Origin of the sequence: Planomonospora sp. ID91781 (assembly GCF_015711595.1) — a bacterium.
Classification (GTDB): domain Bacteria; phylum Actinomycetota; class Actinomycetes; order Streptosporangiales; family Streptosporangiaceae; genus Planomonospora; species Planomonospora parontospora.
In genome coordinates this window covers 304,934-325,333 of sequence record NZ_JABTEY010000001.1, presented here as the reverse complement: position 1 = coordinate 325,333, position 20,400 = coordinate 304,934, and the positions used below count along the sequence as shown (strand labels likewise).

Here is a 20,400-nt window from a genome sequence, read left to right as displayed (position 1 = left end):
ACCCGCATGAACACCTCTCTCAGAAGACCGCTCACCGTGATCGGCGCCCCCGTGGCCGCCCTGGCCGTCTGGGCCCTGGCGGTCCCGGTGGCCGGAACCGTGCTGACCGTGCGGACGGGCGGCGGCACACAGCAGGTCGGGCCGGTACCGGTCGTGGTGGCGAGCCTGCTGGCCGGGCTGGCGGGCTGGGCGCTGCTGGCCGTTCTCGAGCGGTTCGCCTCCCGGCCCGGCCGGATCTGGACGATCACCGCCCTGGCCGTGCTCGCCCTCTCCCTGTTCGGCCCGCTCGGCGGCGCCGTCGGCACCGCCGCCACGCTCGTGCTGGTCCTGCTGCACCTGCTCGTCGGCGCCGTCCTCGTGCTGGGGCTGGCCCGGCGGTGAACGCGCCCCGCGGACACCGGATCACCTGGGCGGCCGGCCCGGCCGGGGCTCCGGAGTCCGTACGGGCCCTACTCGAGGAAGTGGACCTCCAGATCGCCGTCGAGCAGGTTCGCCGCCTGGCCGAGGAAGCCCGTGATATGCGGCGCCTCCAGGTTCGCGGCATGGTCCTCGCGGCGGCGCCACACCTCGTAGAACCAGAACCGGGCGGGCTCGCCCACCTCGGTGTGGAGGTCGTAGGCCAGGCAGCCCGGCGCCTGCCGGGTCGGTGCGACGAGCGCCGTCAAGGCGTCGTGCAGGGCGGCTTCGCGGCCGTCCTTCGCGCGCATCCGCGCGATGACCGTCAAGGGGGTGTTCGTCGATGTCACGGCGTTCTCCTCGGTGGTACGGGCCCTGCGGAAGAGGGCCGATCCAGAGGCTAGGGCGAACTGGTCCGGTGATACAGTCCACTTGCATGCCGACGAACCGGACCAATCGCATCACCGGTCTCCTCCTCGACGTGCCCGACGACGGGCGGGCGCTGCACGAACGCCTGACGGCCGCGATCAGGGCCGCCGTCCTGGCGGGCCGCCTGGGCCCCGGCGACGCACTGCCCCCGAGCCGGGCGCTCGCCGAGGAGCTGAGCTGCTCGCGCTGGGTCGTCAACGAGGCCTACGCCCAGCTCGTCGCCGAAGGGCACCTCACGGCGCGGCAGGGGTCGGGCACGCGGGTGGCGCCGGAGGCGTCGACGCGACCGGCCGCCCCGCCGGCCGTACCCGCCGCGCGGGCGTCCTTCCCGGTCGTGGCCGACCTGCGGCCCGGCGCGCCCGACGTGGCGCGCTTCCCCGCCGCCGCCTGGAGCCGGGCCGTCCATCACGCCCTCGTGACCGGCGGGGGCTCGGACGTCTTCCCCCCGGCCGGGGGCGTACGGCGGCTGCGCGAGGTCGTGTCCGGCTACCTGGGACGGACCCGGGGGGTGGCGGTCTCGCCCGAGGAGGTGGTCATCACCTGCGGCACCACGCACGCGGTGGGGCTGCTGGCCGGTGTCCTGGCCCGGCGGTCCGCGTCGCGACTGGCGGTGGAGGACCCCGGCTGGAGCCGGCTCGGCGACGCGGCCGCCCATGCGGGGCTGGCGGTCGAGCCGGTGGCCGTCGACGGCGAGGGCATCGACGTCGGGCGGTTGCGGCGGACGGACGCGGACGCGGTGCTCTGCTCGCCCGCCCACCAGTTCCCCACCGGCGCCGCCCTGTCGGCGGGGCGGCGCCGGGCGCTGCTGGCGTGGGCGAAGGAGCGCTCGGCCGTCGTGCTGGAGGACGACTACGACGCCGAGTTCCGGTATGACCGCAAGCCGATCGGGGCGCTGGCGGCCCTCGACCGGGACAGCGTCGCCTACCTCGGCTCCGTGAGCAAGACCCTGCACCCGGGCCTGCGGATGGGCTGGATGGTGCCTCCCGCACGCCTGAGGGACCCGGTGACCGAGGCCCTCGAACGGTCGGGCGCGGGTCCCGGCGTGTTCGACCAGCTGGCGCTCGCCCGGCTCATCGACGCCGGTGACTACGACAGGCACCTGCGCCGCGCCCGCACGCTGTACCGCGAGCGCCGGGAGGCGGTGCTCGCGGCCCTGCGCGGCCACCCCGTCATCCGCGACGCCGGTCCCGCCGGCGGGATCGCCGCGGGGCTGCACCTGGTGCTCCCGCTGCCGTCCGGGCATGACGACCGCGACGTCGCCGACCGCCTGGAGCACCGGGGCGTGGCCGTGATGCCCCTGTCGCGCTACGCCCGCCGCCGCCTCAGGCCCGCCCTGGTCATCGGGTACGGCCGGCTCTCACCGGCCCGGGCCCCCTTCGCCGCGGCGGAGATCGCGGCGGTGCTCGAAGGCCGTCCCCGCCGGTAGCGGGTCTCCCCGGCCGTGCCCGCCGGAGCGGGCCCGGCGCGCCGCACGGCGGGCGGCCGGGCGGCCGGGCGGCCTACGGTGCGGCCAGCGCCTCCGTCGGGGAGAGCCGGGCGGCGCGAACCGCGGGGTAGAGCCCGGCGACGGCGCCGATCGCCAGGGTCGCCGCGAGGCCGCCGGCCGTCGCCCAGGCGGGCACCACGACCGGCCAGCCGGCCTGCAGCGCGTACCCGGTGGTGGCGGCGGCGCCGAGGAGCACCCCGCCCGCCCCGCCCAGCGCGGACAGCAGCAGCGACTCGGCGAGGAACTGCGTGCGGATCTGGCCGCGGGTCGCGCCCAGGGATCGGCGCAGGCCGATCTCCGCCCGCCGTTCCAGCACCGAGACGACCATGGTGTTGGCCACCCCGACGCCGCCGACGAGCAGCGCGACGCCGCCGACGCCGAGCAGCAGCCCGGTGAAGGCCCGGCCCGCGGCCTGCTTGGCGGCGAGCGCGTCGGACGGGCGGGAGACCTCCACCTCGTTGGGCGCCTCCGGGCTGGCCGTGGCGGCCAGGACCTCGCGGACGGCCTCCAGCCGCGCCTCCTCGCAACGGGTGTAGAGGATCGTCGGGTGCCCGTCGAAGTCCAGGACCTCCTCGGCCACGGGCCAGCCGACCAGCGCGGCGGCGTCCAGCTCGGCGGCGAGCGGCACCGGGTCCAGGACGCCGACGACGGTGAACCGCTCGCCGCCGACGACCACCTGCACGTCCGGCCCCGCGGCGCCCACCCCGAGCCGCCGCGCCGCGGTCGCCCCGAGCACCACGGCCGGGTGGCGCAGGGTGGCGCCGTCGAGCCAGACGCCGCTGCGCACCGTCGCGCCCACCGCGGCGAGCAGGTCCGCGCGGGCGGCGTACACGGAGATGCCGCCGGTCTGCTCCTCGGGGATCTCCTCGCTCCGGTACACCTGGGCGCCGCCGACGCGGCCGATGGCGGAGGCCGACTCCACGGGGCCGATCCGCTCGATCATCGCCTCGGCGTCCGGCGGCATCTCCGCCTCCTCCCCCAGGAGGGTGCGGCCCGACGAGACGGTGAGCAGGTTGGTGCCGAGCGCCGAGAGCGTGCGGTCGAGCTCGGCCCCGGAGGAGGACGAGACGCCGACCACGCCGACCGTCGCCGCGATGCCGATGGCGACGCCGAGCGCCGACAGGAACGCCCGCAGCGGGCGGGTGCGCAGGCCGGCCGCGCCCACCCGCAGTACGTCGCGCGGACGCATCCGGGCCGGGACCGGCTCGGGCCGGCCCGTACGGCTCGCCGCCATCACGCCGCCTCCGATCCGGGCACGGCCCCGGCAGCGGGCCGCCCCCCGGAGTCGGAGACGATCCGGCCGTCGCGCATCCCCACCCGCCGGGGCAGGCTCGCGGCGATCTCACGGTCGTGCGTGATGATCACGATGGTGGTGCCCGAGGCGTTCAGGTCGTGCAGCAGCTCCATCACCCCGGCCCCCGACACGGAGTCCAGCGCGCCGGTCGGCTCGTCGGCCAGGAGCAGCGGCGGATCCCCGGCCACCGCCCTGGCGATGGCGACCCGCTGCCGCTCGCCGCCCGACAGCTCGTGCGGCTCGTGGTCGAGCCGGTGCCCGAGCCCGACCCGCTCCAGCGCCGCCGCGGCCCGCCGCCGCCGCTCGGCCCGGCCGAGACCGCTGTAGAGGAGACCGCCGGCCACGTTGTCCAGGGCCGTGACCCTGTCCGCGAGGTGGAAGTGCTGGAAGACGAAGCCGATCGTGGTCGCCCGCAGCGCGGAGAGCCCGCGGTCCGACAGTGCCGGGACGTCGTACCCGTCGATGCGCACGGTCCCGGACGTGGGCCGGTCCAGCGTGCCGATGACGTTGAGCAGCGTCGACTTGCCCGAGCCGGAGGGACCGGCGATCGCGATGAGTTCGCCGCGCGCGATCTCCAGCGAGACCCCCGCCAGCGCGGTCACCCCGCCGGGATAGGTCCGGCTCACATCCGCCAGGAAGACCATGGGCGGCGTCATCTCGGCATCCCCACGATCGTGCCCTCGGTGATCCCGCCGCCGGAGACCTCGACGCGCCCGCCCGCGAACAGGCCCGTCTCCACCGCGGCGTAGCGGGTCTTGGAGCCCTCGACGACCTCGACGCCGAACCCGCCCTCCCGCAGCGCGACGAGCGCGGCGACCGGCACGGTCAGCACGTCCTCGCGCCGGGAGGCGGTGAAGGCCACGTCCACCGCGGCCCGGTCCAGGCCGGGTGCGGCCTTCCGGCCGAGGGAGACGAGCACCTCCAGCCGGGTCCGCGGCTCCGCGCCCTGCCCGTCCCCCGGCTCGACGACCGTGGAGACCCCGGTGACCCTGCCGCCCGCGCGCTTCCCGTCCGGCAGCGTCACCGACACCTTCGTGCCCTCCTTCGCCATCCGCTGGTCCCCGGGGTCCAGCCGTACGGTGACCACCTTGGCGGTGCCGGTGCGGGTGAGCACCGCCTGACCCGGTGCGGTGGGCCGGCCGGTCTCGGTCTCCAGGCTCTCCACCCGGACCGGGCCGTCGGCGAAGACGACCCGGCCCAGCTCGACCACCCCGGTCTCCGCCAGGCCCCGGTCCTCCTGCCACTCCCTGACCGCCGCGGCCGTCGCGTAGGTGTACTCGCCGTCCACGGTGAAACCGTCGTAGCCCAGCTCCTCCAGGTTGCGCTCCAGGGCCTCCACGTCCCGGCCCTCGGAGCCGATCCGCAGGTCGCGGTAGGCGGGGGTGGAGCCGTACATCAGTACCACCGGGTCGTCGTCGGCCCGGTACAGCGGCCTGCCGCGGGTGATCCGGGCGCCGCTCTCCGGGAGCCAGGTGATCGTGCCGGGCCTCCGGCTCACCACGGTGGCGGCGGGACCGTGGCCGAGCTCGCCGTCGGCCTCGTGCGTGTCGTGGAGCGTCTCCCGGGTCACCCGGGCGGTGGCCGGGGGCGCCGGCGCGGCGGCCCGGTCCTCCCCGGCCCCGCCGCCCAGGACGCCCGTGGCGCTCACCGCCACGGCGGCCGCGCCGGTGAGGGCGGCCACGGCGAGCAGCCCGGCGGTCCTCCCGCCGCGACGGCGGCGCGGGCGGATGGCGGGGTCCGCGCCCGTCCTGTCGTCGAGGGTGGCCGTTCCCATCAGGAACCCCCGGCGTCCAGGCGGCACTTCTGCTGCGCCGCCTCGAAGTCCGGGTCGTCGGCGACGCCCTTGCCGATCCGGACGAGGCCGTCGGGCTGCGGGTCCGGGAACTCCGCCACGCCGTTGTCGCGCATGCACCGGGCGAGCTCGCGCATCCGCTCGGAGTCCTGCGCGGCGCCCGGCCCGTCGCCGCCCGCCGGCGCGTACTGCTTGCAGGCCTCCTGGGCCTTCTCCATGACGGCCCTGTCGCCCTTGAACCTGATCATGACGCCCTTGCCGGGCTCGGGGTCGGCCATGTCGACGCCGTTCTCGCGCATGCACCGGGCGAACCGGAGGTTCCTCTCGTCGCGGTCCAGGGCCGGGGTGGCGCTCGCGGCGGGTGCGGCGCGGTCTCCGCCGGAGCCGCTCGCGGACGCCACCCCGGGGCCGCCCGGGTCGGCGGCGCATCCGGCCAGCGGCAGGGACAGGGCCAGGGCGAGCAGCAGCGGGGCCGCCGCCCGCGCGTCGGGGATTCGCACGGTCTTCTCCTCTTCCGGTCCTCCGGCGGCCGGGCGTCCACCCGGCCGTTCGAGGGGAGATGCAACCGGCCGGCGCGTTTCCGGACCGTTTCCGTCCGCGCTAACGCGGAGCAAACACCCGGTGCGCCACCATCGCGGCAGGTGCCGGGCCGCGGACGGGAGTCCGTACGGGTCCGTGGCCTGCCGGGTCGCGGGCGATGGTCCGCGGGACGGCCCGCCGGTCCGCGGGCCGGGGGTCGAGGGGTGTCCTTGACCGGTCCGCGGGCCGGGGCGCGGATGGGAAGGACGGTGGAGGCGGGATGCGGGTGCTGGTGGTGGAGGACGAGCCGATGCTCGCCGACGCGATGGCCGAGTGGCTGCGCGAGGAGACGCACGCGGTCGACACCGCGCACGACGGCGCGGCGGCGCTGGAGCGGATCGCGGTCAACGACTACGACGTGATCGTCCTCGACCGTGACCTGCCGAGGGTGCACGGTGACGACGTCTGCCGGGAGCTGGTCGGGTCGGAGCCGGCCGCGCGGGTGCTGATGCTCACCGCCGCCGCGGAGATCGATGACCGGGTGGCCGGGTTGTCCCTCGGTGCGGACGACTACCTGACCAAGCCGTTCGCCTTCCCCGAGCTCGCCGCCAGGGTCCAGGCGCTGGGCCGGCGCGCGCGGCCCGCCGTGCCGCCGGTTCTGCGGCGGGCCGGGATCACCCTGGATCCCGCGCGGCGGGAGGTGTTCCGGGACGGCCGGTACGTGCCGCTGTCGAAGAAGGAGTTCGCCGTCCTGACGGAGCTGCTCCGTGCCGACGGGGCCGTGGTGTCCGCCGAGCACCTGCTGGAGAAGGCCTGGGACGAGCACGCAGACCCGTTCACCGGGGTGGTGCGCCTGACCGTCCTCAAGCTGCGCCGCAAGCTCGGCGACCCGCCGGTCGTCGGGACGGTGCCGGGAGCCGGGTACCGGATCGCATGAGCCTCCCGCCGAAGCCCGCACCGGTCCCCGCACCGGCCTCCGCACCGGTCCCCGCACCGGCCTCCGCACCGGCCTCAGCACCGGTCCCCGCACCGGCCTCCGCACCGGCCTCAGCGCCGGTCCCCGCGCCGGCCTCAGCGCCGGTCCCCGCGCCGGTCCCCGCGCCGGCCTCCGCGCCGGCCTCCGAGGCGGCCTCCGAGGCGGCCTCCGAGCCGGAGCCCGCAGCCGCCCCCGTGGCGGAGCCCGTGACGGGCCCTCCGGGCAGCGGTGCGCCGGGGCGCCGGTCGCCCACCCTGCGGGCGCGGCTCACCCTCGTGTACGGCACGCTGTTCCTCCTCGCCGGACTGACCCTGCTCGGCGTCACCTACCTGCTCTTCGACCAGCAGCTGACCGCCTCCTTCGCCGACAGGTACGGCGGGGACGAACCGGGGCGGCTGCCGAGGAAGATGACCCTCATCTCCCGCAACGGCGACGTGCTCGTCGGTCCCGAGGCGCAGCGGTTCCTGCTCCAGGAACAGGAGTCGCTGCGTGATGCGGCGGTCACCTCGCTGCTCACCCAGGGGGCGGTCGCGCTGGTCGTGGTCGGCGCCGTCGCGGTGGCGCTCGGCTGGGTGGTCGCGGGGCGGGTCCTCGCCCCGCTGCACCGGGTGACCGAGACGGCGCGGCGGATCTCCGCCGCGCCGGTCGCCGACCACGGCCTGCGCGAGCGGATCGCGCTGGACGGCCCGGCGGACGAGGTGAAGGAGCTCGCCGACACCTTCGACACCATGGTCGAACGGCTGGACCGCTCCTTCGACGGACAGCGCCGGTTCGTCGCCAACGCCTCGCACGAGCTGCGCACCCCGCTGACGCTGAACCGGGCGCTGGTCGAACTGGCCATGCACCGCAAGACGGCCTCACCCGATGTCAGACGGCTCGGCGAGAGCCTGCTGGAGATCAACGCCAGGCACGAGCGGCTCATCTCCGGGCTGCTGCTGCTGGCCCGCTCCGAGCACGAGATCGCCGACCGGTCGCCGGTGGACCTGGCCGACGTGGTCTCGCACGTGGTCGCGCAGACCGCCGGGGAGGCGCGGGAGGCGGGGATCACCGTGCACGAGAGCGCGGGCCCGGCGCCCACCGCGGGGGACGCACTCCTGCTCGAGCGACTGGTGCACAACCTCGTGGAGAACGGGATCCGGCACAACACCGGTGACGGCGCCGGCTGGGTGCGGGTCGCCAGCCGTACGGTGCGCGACGGGCCGGGCGGGCGGGGCGGGCACGTCGAGGTGGAGGTGAGCAACACCGGGCCCGCCGTGCCGCCCTACGACATCCCGCGGCTGTTCAAGCCCTTCCGCCGCCTCGGCGCGGACCGCGTGGTCACCGGGAAGGGCACGGGCCTGGGCCTGTCCATCGTCCGCTCCGTGGCCCTCGCCCACGGCGGTGACGTCACCGCCCGCCCGCGCGAGGGCGGCGGCCTGGTGGTGACGGCGGTCCTGCCGCGCGGCGAGGAGTGAGGGGATGCCGCGCGACGAGGCGCGAGGGGGCGTCGCGCGGCGGAGAGCGAACGGACGCCGCGCGGCGGGAAGCGAACGGACGCCGCGCGGCGAGGGGCGGGGGACGGCGTGGCGGGTCACCCGCCCTGCGGCAGGCCGAGGGCGGTCCTGATCATCGGGAGGGACCTGGTGAACTCGCGCTCCCAGTACGGCCAGCTGTGGGTGCCGTTCCGGTAGAGGTTCACCGTCGGCTTGATCCCGTACAGGCGCAGTTTGGCGACCAGGTGCCTGGTCGTGTAGGCCGACACCGGTTCGCCCAGGTGGGCCGGGTCCCAGTCGGCGCCGGGCGGGTCGAGCTCGCCGTTGAGGCTGGTCGTGCCGCTGGAGATGTAGATGCTGACGCCGCGCAGGTTCCTGGCGTGCGCGGCGGGGTCGTTGTCCCTCCAGACCCGCCAGTCCCTGATCGGGTCGCCCCACATCGCCTTCGGGTCCTGCCCGGCCTTCTTCTGCGTGTACATGATGATGTCGGGCACGCCGGGCAGCCGGGTGGACATGATGCCGCTGTGCGCGCCGACGAAGCGGAACATGCCGGGGTGGCGCGCGGCGTACTTCATCGCGCCGTAGGCGCCCATGGACAGGCCGGTGACGGCGCGGCGGGTCCCGGCCCGGTACCCGGACTCCAGCACGCCGAGGAGTTCCTCGGTGTGGAAGGTCTCCCAGCCGGGCGGGCCGCCCTTCCCGCCGTTGTGCCAGTCGCTGTAGTTGCCCGATCCGCCGCCCTCGGGCATCACGACGATCGCGTCCAGGTCCTCGGTGAGCTCCTCGACGCGGGTCATCCGGGTCCAGGAGGTGTAGTCGTCCACGCCGCCGTGCAGCATGTAGAGCACCGGCCAGGTGCGGTCGGCCTGCTTCGACCAGCCCTCGGGCAGCAGCAGCCGGACCGGGAGCCGGGCGTTCACCGCCGGGGACGAGATCGTGAGGTCGAGCGTGCGCGGGCCGAGCCGGTTCTCCCCGACGACCTGCGGTCCGCCGGGCAGCGCGGCGGGCCACGACGCCGCGGTGCTCCCACGGGTCGCGGAAGCCGGGGCCGCGGCGCTCCCGCCGGTCGCGGAAGCCGGGGCCGGGACGGCGTGGGCGAGGGACGCCGGAGCCTGCGCGGGGGCCGCTTCCACCGGAACCCGAGCCTGTGCGGGGGCCGCGTACGCCGTGGCCGGCAGGCCCGCGGCCGCCGCGGTCGCGAGCGCCAGGAGTCCGTGTCGGACAGATCGCATGGTCGTTCCTTCCCTGTGGCCGCAGGCGGGGAGGCCGTGGCAGGTGACCCTAGGTCCGATCGTCGAGCGGCCGCCACGCGCGTTCGCAACGAAACGGCGGGCACCGTTTTGCGTGACGGACGAATTCACTCACCCGGAGGAACCGCTGATCGACCGGTTTCTATGGATCGGTGAGGAGCGATGGGGGTCCGGACCCGTCGGGCGAGGACGGCTCCTCACCCCGGGACAGGCCGAGGGCGGTCAGGATCATCGGGTAGGAGCGGGTGAACTCGCGCTCCCAGTACGGCCAGCTGTGGGTGCCGTCCTTGTAGAGGTGGACCACGGGCTTGATCCCGTACCGGCGGAGCCTGGCGACCAGGTCCTTGGTGGTGTAGGCGGAGACCGGCTCGCTCAGGTGGGCGGGCGACCAGGGGGTGCCGGGCGCGTCCAGCTCGCCGGGGAGGCTGGTCGTGCCGCTGGAGATGTAGATGCCCGTCCCGCGCAGGTTCCGGGCCAGGTGCGCGGGGTCGTTGGCCTTCCAGACGTTCCGGTTCCGGACCGGGTCGCCCCACAGCGCCCTGGGATCCGCGCCCTCGGCGGCCTGGGCGTTCATGATCAGATCAGGGATGCCGGGCAGCCGGGTGGACATGACCCCGCTGTAGGCGCCGACGAAGCGGAACATGCCGGGGTGGCGCGCGGCGTACTTCATCGCGCCGTAGGCGCCCATGGACAGGCCCGCGACGGCGCGGCGGGTCCCGGCCCGGTAGCCGCTCTCCAGCAGGCGGCGCAGTTCCCCGGTGTGGAAGGTCTCCCAGCCGGGCGGGCCGCCCTTTCCGCCGTTGTGCCAGTCGCTGTAGTTCCCGGCCCGCCCGGCCTCGGGCATCACGACGATCGCGTCGAGGCCCTCGGTGATCTCCTCGATGTCGGTCATCCGGGTCCAGGAGGTGTAGTCGTCCGCGCCGCCGTGCAGCAGGTAGAGCACCGGCCAGGTGCGGTCGGCCTGCTTCGACCAGCCGCTGGGGACCAGCACCCGGACCGGGAGCCGGGCGTTCACCGCCGGGGACGAGACCGTGAGGTCGACCATGCGCAGGCCGAACCAGCGCTCCTTCACCACGCGCGCCCTGCCGCGCAGCGCCGCCGGCCAGGGCCCCGACGGGCTCCGGCCCGCCTTCGCGGCGGAGGCCGGTCCCGCGGACGGGCGCGGGGACGCGCTCGGGTCCGGGCTCGGCTCGGCGGAGGCACTCGGCTTCGCCGCCGGAACCGCCGCCGGGGCCGCCGCGTGCGCGGTCGCCGGTGGTCCGAGGAGCAGCGAGGCCGACAGCGAGACCACCAGCGAGACCGACAGCGGGACCGGCGGGACTGACAGCGATCTCAGCGGGACCGGCGGGACAGACAGCGGGATCGAGGGGATCGGGAGTCCGCGTCGGGCAGGGCGCATCGTCATTCCTCCACCGGCCCGGAGCGGTGAGGGCCGTGGGAGGCGACCTTAGGCCGGGCGGCGGGGCGCCGATATGGGCGTCCGCAACGAATCGCCGGGCCCGCTTGAGCTCCGGCGACAAACCCGTCCGCACCCCGGGCGCCGTACCGGCCCGTTGTCACGCCCATGACAAAACGCCCTGGTGGATTGTGGTCCGCCAGGGATCCCTCCCGCCGACCCCCTGGGTAAGTTGGCCGATCACCTCGGCTGTTCTCAGGAGTCGCCCCGTGGACCTGCTCGGTGAAGACGACATCCGCCGCTTCCTCTCGGAGCGGATCGCCGCACGCTGCCGGCTGCCCCTCGCCGACGTCGACGCCGACCGTCCCCTGGAGGAGTTCGGGCTGTCCTCACGTGACGCGGTCGCCGTGGCGGGGGAGCTGGAGGCGCTGCTCGGCAGGGCGCTGGGCCCCACACTGGTCTGGGAGTACCCCACGATCGACCGGCTCGCCCGGGGTCTCGCCGCGCGGACGACGGGCCCGGCCTCGCAGGCCGTACGGCGGGCGGCCTCGGGCGAGCCGGTGGCGGTGGTCGGCCTCGGCTGCCGCCTGCCCGGCTCCGTCCGCGGGCCCGACGACCTCTGGCGGCTGCTCCTGGCGGGCGGCGACGCGGTCGGCGAGGTCCCCGAGGGCCGGTGGGAGGAGTTCGACGACGGCTCCCCCCGCACCGCCGAGGCGCTGGCCCGGACCACCAGGCACGGCGGCTTCCTCGACGACGTGGCCGGGTTCGACGCCGACTTCTTCGGGATCGTCCCCGGCGAGGCCGAGACCATGGACCCGCAGCAGCGGCTGCTGCTGGAGACGGCCTGGGAGGCGCTGGAGCACGCCGGGATCGCGCCGCGCTCGCTGCGCGGCAGCCGTACCGGGGTGTTCGCCGGCGTCTCCGGCCACGAGTACGCCTACCTGACCACCGCGGACGTCTCCCGGGTGGACGCCTGGACGGCGACCGGGGCGGCGTCCAGCATCGCCGCGAACCGGCTCTCCTACCTGCTCGACCTGCGCGGGCCCAGCCTCGCGGTGGACACGGCCTGCTCCTCGTCGCTGGTGGCCGTCGACCTGGCCGTGCGCAGCCTGCGGGAGGGGGAGAGCGACCTGGCGCTGGCGGCCGGGGTGAACCTGCTTCTCTCGCCGGTGGTCACGATGGCGTTCGACCGGGGCGGCGGGACCGCGCCCGACGGCCGGTGCAAGGCGTTCGACGCGGCGGCGGACGGGATGGTCCGGGCCGAGGGCTGCGGCGTGGCGGTGCTCAAGCGCCTGTCCGACGCGCTGCGCGACGGCGACCGGGTGCTGGCCGTGGTCCGCGCCACGGCGGTGAACCAGGACGGCCGCTCGAACGGACTGGTCGCGCCCAACCCCGAGGCCCAAGAGGAACTGCTGCGCGCGGTCTACGCGGGGCTGGAGCCGCCGGACTACATCGAGGCGCACGGCACCGGCACCTTCCTCGGCGACCCGATCGAGGCGCGGGCGATCGACGCGGCCCTGCCGCCGGGGCACCGGGTCCTGCTCGGCTCGGCCAAGAGCAACCTCGGCCACCTGGAGGCCGCCGCCGGGATCACCGGCCTGATCAAGACCGTCCTCGCCCTGCACCACGGGGTCGTCCCGCCCAGCGTGCACTTCCACCGCCCCAACCCGCACATCCCCTGGGACCGGCTGGAGGTCGTCACCGCCCCCACCCCCTGGCCGGGCGGGCCGGGCGCACGCCCGCGGGCGGGCGTCTCCTCCTTCGGCTTCGGCGGCACCAACGCCCACGTCGTCCTCGACGCCGCCCCCCGGGAGCCCGCCGTTCCGCCCGGAGCCGAAACCGGAACCGAGGTCGGGGCCGGGGCGCGGGGCGCGCGGGTGTTCCTGCTGACGGACGCCTCGGCCGACCGGGTACGGGAACACGCCGGACGGCTCGTCGAGTGGATCGGCGGCGCCGCGGCCGGACTGGACGACGTCGCCCGTACGCTCGCCCGGCGCGCCGGGCGGGGCCGGGCCGGGGCCGCCGTGGTCGCCCGGGACGCGCGGGAACTGGCCGCCGGGCTGCGGGCCGTACACGAGGGACGGCCCGCGCAGGGCACTGCGGTGGGCACTGCTGTGGGCACTGCGGCCGGCGGACGGGGGCCCGTCTGGGTGTTCGGCGGGTACGGCTCGCAGTGGGCCGGGATGGGGAAGCGGCTGTACACGCTGGAACCCGTCTTCGCCGGCGTGATCGACGAGCTGGACCCCCTGTTCCGCCAGGAGGCGGGCATCCCGCTCAAGGAGGTCGTCGCCGCAGGCAGCGACCCCGGGGGAGTGGCCACCGCCCAGCCGCTGATCTTCGCGGTGCAGGTGGCGCTGGCCCGGCTGTGGAACTCCCACGGCGTACGGCCCGCGGCCGTGGTCGGGCACTCGATGGGTGAGATCGCCGCCGCCGTGGTCGCGGGCGGGATCGGTCTGCGGGACGCGGTCCGGGTGGTCTGCCGCCGGGCCCGGCTGCTGGGCACCCTGGGCGGCGGCGGCGCGATGGCCGTGCTGGAGGTGGCGGCCGAGGAGGTCCCGGCCGATCTGCACGTCGCCGTCCACTCCTCGCCCAGGCAGTGCGTCGTCACCGGAGATCCCGGCCGGGTGGCGGCATTCGCCGCCGAGGTGGAGGCGCGGGGCCTGCTGTCCCGGCTGCTGACCGCGGAGGGCGCCGGACACTCGCCCCAGGTCAAGCCGCTCCTGCCGAGGCTGCGTGCGGAGCTCGCCGGGATCGAAGGAGGAAAGCCCGGCATCCCCTTCTACTCGACCGTGTTCGACGACCCTCGTGAGATCCCCGTCTTCGAGCCCGCCTACTGGGCCGCCGGGGTCCGCCGCCCGGTCCGGCTGATGGCCGCGCTCCGGGCCGCCGCCGAGGACGGGCACACCGTCTTCACCGAGATCGGCCCGCACCCGGTCCTGGCCGCGGCGCTGCGCGACACCCTCCCGGCGGGCACCGTGGTCACGCACTCGCTCCGCCGGGGGCACGACGAGGAGTTCGCCGCCCAGCTGGCGGCCGTGGCCGTGGCGCTGCCCTCAACGGAGCTGGCCCCGTACGGCGCGGTCACCGACCTGCCCCTGCCCGCGTGGCGGCACGAGCGGCACTGGGTCTCCGCCGCCCGGCGCGCCGCGCTCCCGCCGGGGGCGCACCCGCTGCTCGGCACGCACGTCGAGAGTCCCGCCGGGCACGTGTGGACCGCGACCGTCGACGACCTCGCCGACGCCCCCTGGCGGCTGGACCCCGCGCACTGGCGGGTCCACGGCCTGCCGGTGCTGCCGCTGGCCGCGGTGGCCGCCCTCGCCCAGGCCGCGGCCGCGCAGGCCTGCGGCCGGGCCGAGCTGACCGACGTCGTCCTGGAAGGACTGCTCCCGCTGCCCGCCGAGGTCGTCACCACCGTCACCCCGTGCGGCGAGGTGGAGATCGACGCGAGGAACGCCGCGGGGACCTGGATCCGGTACGGCACCGCGACCATCGTCACCGACGCACCCCCGGCCGGAGCGGTCCCGAGCCCGGCGGAACTCGCCGCCCGGCTGCACGGCCGGGCGGAGGAGGAACCGTGCGGCGGACCGGCCGGGACACCAGGCGGCGGGGCGGGCAGGACACCGGACGGTGGGGCGGTCGGCGGGGTGAGTGGTGGCCCGGCCGGGACACCGGACGGTTGGGCGGGCGGCGGAGCGGGGGCGGAGCAGGGCGTGCCGGTGCCCGTCGAGATCGGGTACCTCGGTCCGGACGGTGCCCCGGAGGACGTGCGGTTCCGGTGGGTCCCGGCCACCGCCGTGCCGGTCCCGCTCGCGGCCAAGCTGGTCGGCCGTGAGTGGGTGGAGGCGCCGGAGGCCGGGATCCCGGACGTGTCCGAGGCGGATGCGGACGCCGCCCGGTCCTGTGCGGACGCCGCCCGGTCCTGGCTCCTCGTGGCGGCGGAGGGGGACCCGCGGACCGGACGGCTCGCGGCGGGTCTCACGGGCGCGGGCCACACCGTCCACCACGCGCTCCTGCCCCTGCCTCTGCGTCCGCCCCGGACGCGGCCCGCGGCCCCTCGCCCTTTCCGGGCCCCGAACCTCGTCCCGCTCCAGCGTCCCGCTCCTCACCCGGCCGGAGCCGCCGACCCGGTGCCGGTCGTGGAAGGGCTGGAACCGGTGCCGGTCGTGGAAGGGTCGGAACCGGTGCGGGCCTCCGGGGAGGCGGGCCCGGCTCCGGGCGCCGACGAGGTGGTGGTGCTGGTCCCCGCCGGGCTGGACCCGGCCGGGGCCGAGGGCGTGGTGCTCGCGGTCACCCGCCTCGTCCGCGACCTCACCGGGGACGGGAGCGGAACCGGCGCGCGGCTGCGGCTGGCCACCGAGCGGGCGCAGGCCGTACTGCCGGGGGAGCGCGCGGATCCCGGGGCGGCGGCCCTGCGCGGCCTGGTCCGGGTGCTGGCCTTCGAGCACCCCGGCCTGCGCGCCTGCCTGGTCGACGCCGACGACCCGGCCGCGCTCCTGACGGAGCTGACCCCCGGCACCTCCGGTGCATCGAGCACGTCCGGCGTACCCGAGGCACACGCTGTGTCCGGCATGCATGACATGTCCGGCATACGGAATGTTTCAGGCATGCGGGGCGCCTCCGGCGGCTCCGACGACGAGGTCGCCTGGCGCGGCGGAGTCCGCCTGGCCGCGCGCCTGGCGGCCCTGCCCCTCCCCGCCCCGCCGCCGCCCGGTACGGCGAGGCCGGTGGTGCGGCGGGGCGAGAGCTACCTGATCACCGGCGGGTACGGCGGGCTGGGGCTGGTGGTGGCCCGGTGGCTGGCCGAGCGGGGGGCCGGGCGGATCGTGCTCGGTGGCCGTTCGGGGCCCGGGTCCTCGGGGATCGCCGCCATCGAGGAGTTGCGGGACCTCGGGACGGACGTCCGGTTGGTGATCGGGGACCTGGCCGCGCCGGGGACGGCCGGGCGGATGGTGGACGCGGCCGTCGCGGGCGGCCTGCGGCTGCGCGGGGTGGTGCACGCCGCGGGCGTGCTGGACGACCGGCTGGTCGCCGACGTCGGGGCCGCGGACCTGCACCGGGTCTGGTCGGCGAAGGTCCACGGCGGCCTGGCGCTGCACGAGGCGACCCGTGGGTCCGGCCTGGACTGGTGGGTGGCGTTCTCGTCGGCCGCCGCGCTGCTCGGCTCGCCGGGGCAGGCGGCCTACGCCGCGGCGAACGCCTGGCTGGACGCCCTCTGCGAGCTGCGCCGGGCGGAGGGGCTGCCCGGGACGACGGTCGCCTGGGGCACCTGGGCCGAGGTCGGCGGGGCGGGGCGGGCGGCGCTGCCCGCGGTCTCGCCGATCACCCCCGATGAGGGCGTCGAGGCGCTGGAGGCCCTGCTGGTCAGGGGCGTGCCCGCGGCCGGGGTGGTCCGCCTGGACGCGGCGGCGGCCGTGGCGGCCTTCCCCGGGATCGCGCGCATGCCGTACTTCGCGGAACTGGCGGGTACGGCGGGCGGTTTCGGGGAGGGCGCCGGGACCGGTTCCGGACGGCCGGGCGCGGAGGCGCTGGAGGACCTGGACCCGGACGCGGCCGTGGCGGCGATCACGGCCAGGCTCACCGAGCGGACGGCCGCCGTGCTGGGCTTCGAGCGGGACCGGCTCCGGGAGGGCACGGTGCTGACCGAGGCGGGGCTCGACTCGCTGGCGGCGACCCGGGTGCGCGGCGCGGTGGAGCTGGACTTCGGGGTGACGCTCCCGGCGGCCCTGCTGCTGAACGGGGCGACGCTCGGCGACCTCGCCGCGGCCGTGGCCGCGGAGCTCGGCGTGCGCGCCCCGGAGCCGCCGGCCGGGGAACCGCCGGCCGGGCCGCGGCGGGGCGGTCTCCTGCGGCGGGCTGATCCCGCCCGGCACGCCGGGGACGCGGAGGAGACCGCACGGGGCGTCGTCCGGCCGCTCAACCCGGCGGCCCGCGCCCACCTGGCGGGGGAGACCGGGACGGGGACGCCGCTGTTCCTGGCGCACGCGGCGGGCGGGACCACGGAGGTCTACGCGCGGCTGGTGGAGCTGCTGGGCCCCGGCCCGGCGGTGTTCGGGCTGGAGCGGCTGGACGGGCGGGGGGTGGCGGAGCGCGCGGAGCGCTACGCGGAGGAGATCAAGAGAATACGACCGGAGGGGCCGTACCGGCTGGGCGGCTGGTCGTTCGGCGGGGTCCTGGCCTTCGAGACCGCGCGGCGGCTCGGCGAGCTGGACGTGGAGCTGGTGGCGATGATCGACTCCGGCCTGCCGGACGAGACCGATCCGGGGGAGCGCACCCGGATCACCGCCCGCCGGTACGCCGACTTCGCCGCCTACCTGCACGAGACGTACGGCGTGCCGGTCGAGCTCGGCTACGAGGAGCTGGCGGTCCTGGACGAGGACGGGCAGCTCGCGCTCACCGAGGCGCGCGTCGCCGCATCGGGGGTGACCGGCCTGCTGGGCGAGGCGATCCTGCGCCACCAGGTCACCTCGCACGCCGACACCCGGGCGCTGGAGGCCTACCGGCCCGGGGTGTTCACCGGCCGTGTGATCCTCTACCGCTCCACCGAGCCGACCCCCTGGGCGGTCCACGACGTCCGGTACGTCCACGACGGCGACCCCGCCCGGGGCTTCGGCCCGTACAGCCCGGCCCTGGAGGTCGTCACCGTCCCGGGCTCGCACCACCTCGACCTGCTCGACCCGCCCCACGTCGAAGTCATCGCCGCTCACCTCGCCGAACACGCTGGAGGCCAGCCATGACCCTCGCCCAGGCCGTCGTCGACGGCGCCGACCCCGAAGAGCTCGCCCGCCTGGAGGTCCCCTCCTCCTTCCGGGCGGCCCACACCCGCAAGGACCAGGTCGGCGTGTTCGGCCGGGTTCCGCACGGCACCGACGGCGTGGACAAGGACATCACGAAGTCGGTCCACGTCGGCGAGGTGCCGATGCCCGAGCTCGCCCCCGACGAGGTGCTGGTCGCCGTCATGGCGAGCGCGATCAACTTCAACACCGTGTGGACGGCCATGTTCGAGCCGATCCCCACCTTCGCCTTCCTGGAGCGGTTCGGCCGCACCGACCCCCGGCACGACCGGGACTTCCACGTGCTCGGCTCGGACGCCTCCGGGGTGGTCGTCCGGATGGGCGCGGCCGTACGGCACTGGCGGATCGGCGACCGGGTCGTCGTCTCGCCCGCCTACGTCGACGCGCAGGACCCGATCACGCACGCCGACTCGATGCTCGGCGAGGATCTGCGGGCCTGGGGGTTCGAGACCAACTACGGCGGGCTGGCCGAGTTCGCCGTGGTCAAGGCCACCCAGCTGCTGCCCAAGCCTCGGCACCTGAGCTGGGAGGAGGCCGCCTGCAACATGCTGTGCGCCTCCACCGCCTACCGGATGCTGGTCAGTCCGCGCGGCGCCCGCATGAAGCAGGGCGACGTGGTGCTCGTCTGGGGCGCCGCCGGCGGGCTCGGCGCGTACGGCGTGCAGCTGGTGCGCAACGGCGGCGGCATCCCGGTCGGCGTGGTCGGCTCGGAGGAGAAGGCGGACCTGCTGCGCAGGCTGGGCTGCGAGCACATCGTGGACCGCTCGCAGTTCGAGCACCTCGACGACGAGAAGGCCTGGCGGGCCTTCGGCGCGGAGATCCGCCGCCAGGTGGGCGAGGACCCGCACATCGTCTTCGAGCACACCGGCCGGGACACCTTCGGTGCGTCCGTCTACGTGGCCCGGCGCGGCGGCTCCGTCGTCACCTGCGGCTCCTCCAGCGGGTACGCGCACTCCTACGACAACCGGCACCTGTGGATGAAGCTGAAGAGCATCGTCGGCTCGCACGGCGCGAACTACCAGGAGTGCCACGAGGTCAACCGGCTGCTCTCGCTGGGCATGCTGCAGCCGACCCTGTCTGCGGTCTACCCGCTGGCGCGGACCGGCGAGGCGGCCCGCGCCGTGCAGCTCAACCGGCACGTCGGCAAGGTCGGCGTGCTGGGACTGGCCCCCGCCGAGGACCTCGGGATCGAGGACCACGCGCTGCGCGAGCGCATCGGCGAGGACCGGATCAGGACCTTCCGGAGCTGACGGCCTGCCGGGCGCGCAGCACGATCTCCAGCTCGAAGCGGACGTCGGGGTCGGAGAGCTGGTCGCCGTAGAGCTCCTCCAGCTGCCGCAGCCGGTAGCGCACGGTCTGCGGGTGCACGTGGAGCCGCGCGGCGACCTCGCCGGCGCCCCGGCCGTGCCGCAGCCACGCCAGCAGCGTCTCGGCCAGCCGGTCCTGCTGGCTGGGGCGCAGGTGGGCCAGGGGCGCGAGCCGTACCTCGGCGAGGGCGTTGACCAGTTCCTCGTCCCTGAACACGACCAGGGTGGCCATGTGGTCGGAGCAGCGGACCAGGCCGCGCCTGCCGGAGAGCACGCCGCGCCTGCCCAGCTCCAGCGTCTCGCGGGCCCAGCGGAGCGAGGTGGCGGCGGCGGACAGCGGTACGGCGGGACCGATCGCCGCCTTCCAGCCGCGCAGCCCGGCCTCCAGGGTCTGCGCCCGGCCGGGTCCGCCGGGGTCGGGCACGATCAGGCAGGGATCGGGCCGGTCGAGCCCGGCCAGCACGTCCGGCGGGAGCGAGGGCGGGCGGTAGCCGCCGCACCGCTCGTCCAGCGCGACCCCGGCGACCGTCCTGGGCAGCCGCCAGCCGGCGGTCCTGGCCAGGTCCGCGATGGCGTCGGGGGAGGCCGGGGGCCGGCTGAGCAGCAGGTTCAGCAGGCGGTGGCGGCGGCGCTCCATCTCGCCCGCGGCGCGCGCCCGGGCCTCGTCGAAGCCCTCGGCGGCGGCGTCGGCGAGCTGGTCGAGGTAGACGAAGATGGCCTCGCCGAGGTCGTACAGCTGCTGGGGGGTGAGCCCGAGGTCCTCGGCCTGCTCGGTCAGGCGCCGCCAGGCCACCCGGGCGCCCAGGCGCATCGCGGTCTGCAGCGGGTCGAGGTTGCGGCCCTCGTTGGCCTCGCCGCGCCCGATCGTGCGGAACACGTCGGCCTCCAGCGGCCTGCTGGGGTTCTCGATCCGGTCCACGAACTGGCGCAGCGCCTCGTCCACGGCCAGCCGTACGATCTTGACGTACGTCTCGTCGGCCGGCCGGGAGTATTCGGGGATGCGGAGGACGATCTCGCCGATCACCTGCTCGGCGATCCGGGACAGGCCCGGCCGGAGCAGCCTGGCCACCGCGGACGGGGTGGAGCCCCAGAGCCTCTGGTCGGACACCGCGTCGTCCGGTGCGCCGCGGCCGCCCAGTCCCCGGACCGCGATCCTCGTGTGTTCCTTCGTCGCCACAGACCCTCCCGTCGGAGTGCGCCTCATGTTCTGACGTGATAACACCTGGCAGTAAGCAAACGCTTGTTAGCGTCGCAGGCGCAACACCTGGCGCATCCGGCGGGAGGGATTGAGA

At 76.0% G+C, this 20,400-nt stretch carries 14 protein-coding genes; 6 read left to right on the top strand and 8 right to left on the bottom strand.

The genetic code is table 11. The features are described from left to right. The first annotated feature begins 6 nt into the window (after positions 1-6). The gene (locus HS048_RS01510; protein ID WP_196465926.1) at positions 7-381 is read left to right on the top strand and encodes a DUF6069 family protein; all 375 of its coding nucleotides are present in this window, start codon (positions 7-9) and stop codon (positions 379-381) included. 68 nt (positions 382-449) lie between these two features. On the opposite strand, the gene HS048_RS01505 is transcribed toward HS048_RS01510, so the two are convergent. Beyond that, positions 450-746, bottom strand: a complete 297-nt coding sequence (locus tag HS048_RS01505; protein ID WP_196465925.1) for a putative quinol monooxygenase — start codon at positions 744-746, stop codon at positions 450-452. 86 nt (positions 747-832) lie between these two features. Here HS048_RS01505 and HS048_RS01500 point away from each other — a divergent pair, with 86 nt between their 5' ends. Next, complete coding sequence (locus HS048_RS01500) at positions 833-2,251, top strand: PLP-dependent aminotransferase family protein (protein WP_196465924.1); 1,419 nt, start codon at positions 833-835, stop codon at positions 2,249-2,251. A 73-nt stretch (positions 2,252-2,324) separates the two neighbouring features. Here the strand turns inward: HS048_RS01500 and HS048_RS01495 are convergent, their stop codons facing one another. Genes HS048_RS01495 through HS048_RS01480 form a run of 4 tightly spaced genes read right to left on the bottom strand, consistent with a single transcriptional unit; the run spans position 2,325 to position 5,897 of the window. Further along, positions 2,325-3,545, bottom strand: coding sequence for an ABC transporter permease (locus HS048_RS01495; protein WP_068902159.1), 1,221 nt, complete (start codon positions 3,543-3,545; stop codon positions 2,325-2,327). After that, positions 3,545-4,261: an ABC transporter ATP-binding protein gene (locus HS048_RS01490; RefSeq protein ID WP_304609647.1), complete on the bottom strand. Its 717-nt coding sequence runs from the start codon at positions 4,259-4,261 to the stop codon at positions 3,545-3,547. Before HS048_RS01490 ends, HS048_RS01495 begins: the two co-directional genes overlap by 1 nt. Then, on the bottom strand, positions 4,258-5,379 hold the full coding sequence (locus tag HS048_RS01485) for a peptidoglycan-binding protein (RefSeq protein WP_196465923.1): 1,122 nt from the start codon (positions 5,377-5,379) through the stop codon (positions 4,258-4,260). The genes HS048_RS01490 and HS048_RS01485 overlap by 4 nt, the downstream gene beginning before the upstream one ends. Beyond that, a complete protein-coding gene (locus tag HS048_RS01480; protein WP_231647575.1) occupies positions 5,379-5,897 on the bottom strand; it encodes a hypothetical protein in 519 nt (172 codons plus the stop codon). Before HS048_RS01480 ends, HS048_RS01485 begins: the two co-directional genes overlap by 1 nt. A 299-nt stretch (positions 5,898-6,196) precedes the next feature. Between HS048_RS01480 and HS048_RS01475 the strand changes: the two genes are divergently transcribed. Together HS048_RS01475 and HS048_RS01470 are read left to right on the top strand one after the other, a co-directional pair. Further along, complete coding sequence (locus HS048_RS01475) at positions 6,197-6,853, top strand: response regulator transcription factor (protein ID WP_196465922.1); 657 nt, start codon at positions 6,197-6,199, stop codon at positions 6,851-6,853. A gap of 245 nt (positions 6,854-7,098) precedes the next feature. After that, positions 7,099-8,346 carry a HAMP domain-containing sensor histidine kinase gene (locus tag HS048_RS01470; RefSeq protein WP_068902419.1) on the top strand — a complete coding sequence of 416 codons (1,248 nt, stop codon included), beginning with the start codon at positions 7,099-7,101 and terminating at the stop codon, positions 8,344-8,346. Between the two features lie 116 nt (positions 8,347-8,462). On the opposite strand, the gene HS048_RS01465 is transcribed toward HS048_RS01470, so the two are convergent. Both HS048_RS01465 and HS048_RS01460 read right to left on the bottom strand, forming a co-directional pair. After that, positions 8,463-9,596, bottom strand: coding sequence for an alpha/beta hydrolase family protein (locus HS048_RS01465; RefSeq protein ID WP_196465920.1), 1,134 nt, complete (start codon positions 9,594-9,596; stop codon positions 8,463-8,465). 160 nt (positions 9,597-9,756) lie between these two features. After that, a complete protein-coding gene (locus tag HS048_RS01460; protein WP_230880685.1) occupies positions 9,757-11,013 on the bottom strand; it encodes an alpha/beta hydrolase family protein in 1,257 nt (418 codons plus the stop codon). 266 nt (positions 11,014-11,279) lie between these two features. On the opposite strand from HS048_RS01460, the gene HS048_RS01455 reads away from it, so the two are divergent. Further along, positions 11,280-17,744, top strand: coding sequence for a type I polyketide synthase (locus HS048_RS01455; protein ID WP_196465919.1), 6,465 nt, complete (start codon positions 11,280-11,282; stop codon positions 17,742-17,744). Further along, on the top strand, positions 17,741-19,051 hold the full coding sequence (gene ccrA / locus HS048_RS01450) for a crotonyl-CoA carboxylase/reductase (protein ID WP_068902168.1): 1,311 nt from the start codon (positions 17,741-17,743) through the stop codon (positions 19,049-19,051). Before HS048_RS01455 ends, ccrA begins: the two co-directional genes overlap by 4 nt. Here ccrA and HS048_RS01445 read toward each other — a convergent pair. Then, entirely contained in the window at positions 19,032-20,285 is a 1,254-nt protein-coding gene (locus tag HS048_RS01445; protein WP_307832332.1) for a helix-turn-helix domain-containing protein, read from the bottom strand. The two genes, ccrA and HS048_RS01445, sit on opposite strands and share 20 nt — an antisense overlap. Between the last annotated feature and the right edge of the window lie 115 nt (positions 20,286-20,400).

Bases quoted from the DNA above. Each gene is read 5' to 3' on its own strand.
- HS048_RS01465 (WP_196465920.1), bottom strand. From the start codon at position 9,596: ATGCGATCTGTCCGACACGGACTCCTGGCGCTCGCGACCGCGGCGGCC.
- HS048_RS01460 (WP_230880685.1), bottom strand. From the start codon at position 11,013: ATGCGCCCTGCCCGACGCGGACTCCCGATCCCCTCGATCCCGCTGTCT.
- HS048_RS01510 (WP_196465926.1), top strand. From the start codon at position 7: ATGAACACCTCTCTCAGAAGACCGCTCACCGTGATCGGCGCCCCCGTG.
- HS048_RS01490 (WP_304609647.1), bottom strand. From the start codon at position 4,261: ATGACGCCGCCCATGGTCTTCCTGGCGGATGTGAGCCGGACCTATCCC.
- HS048_RS01500 (WP_196465924.1), top strand. From the start codon at position 833: ATGCCGACGAACCGGACCAATCGCATCACCGGTCTCCTCCTCGACGTG.
- HS048_RS01495 (WP_068902159.1), bottom strand. From the start codon at position 3,545: ATGGCGGCGAGCCGTACGGGCCGGCCCGAGCCGGTCCCGGCCCGGATG.
- HS048_RS01475 (WP_196465922.1), top strand. From the start codon at position 6,197: ATGCGGGTGCTGGTGGTGGAGGACGAGCCGATGCTCGCCGACGCGATG.
- ccrA (WP_068902168.1), top strand. From the start codon at position 17,741: ATGACCCTCGCCCAGGCCGTCGTCGACGGCGCCGACCCCGAAGAGCTC.
- HS048_RS01485 (WP_196465923.1), bottom strand. From the start codon at position 5,379: ATGGGAACGGCCACCCTCGACGACAGGACGGGCGCGGACCCCGCCATC.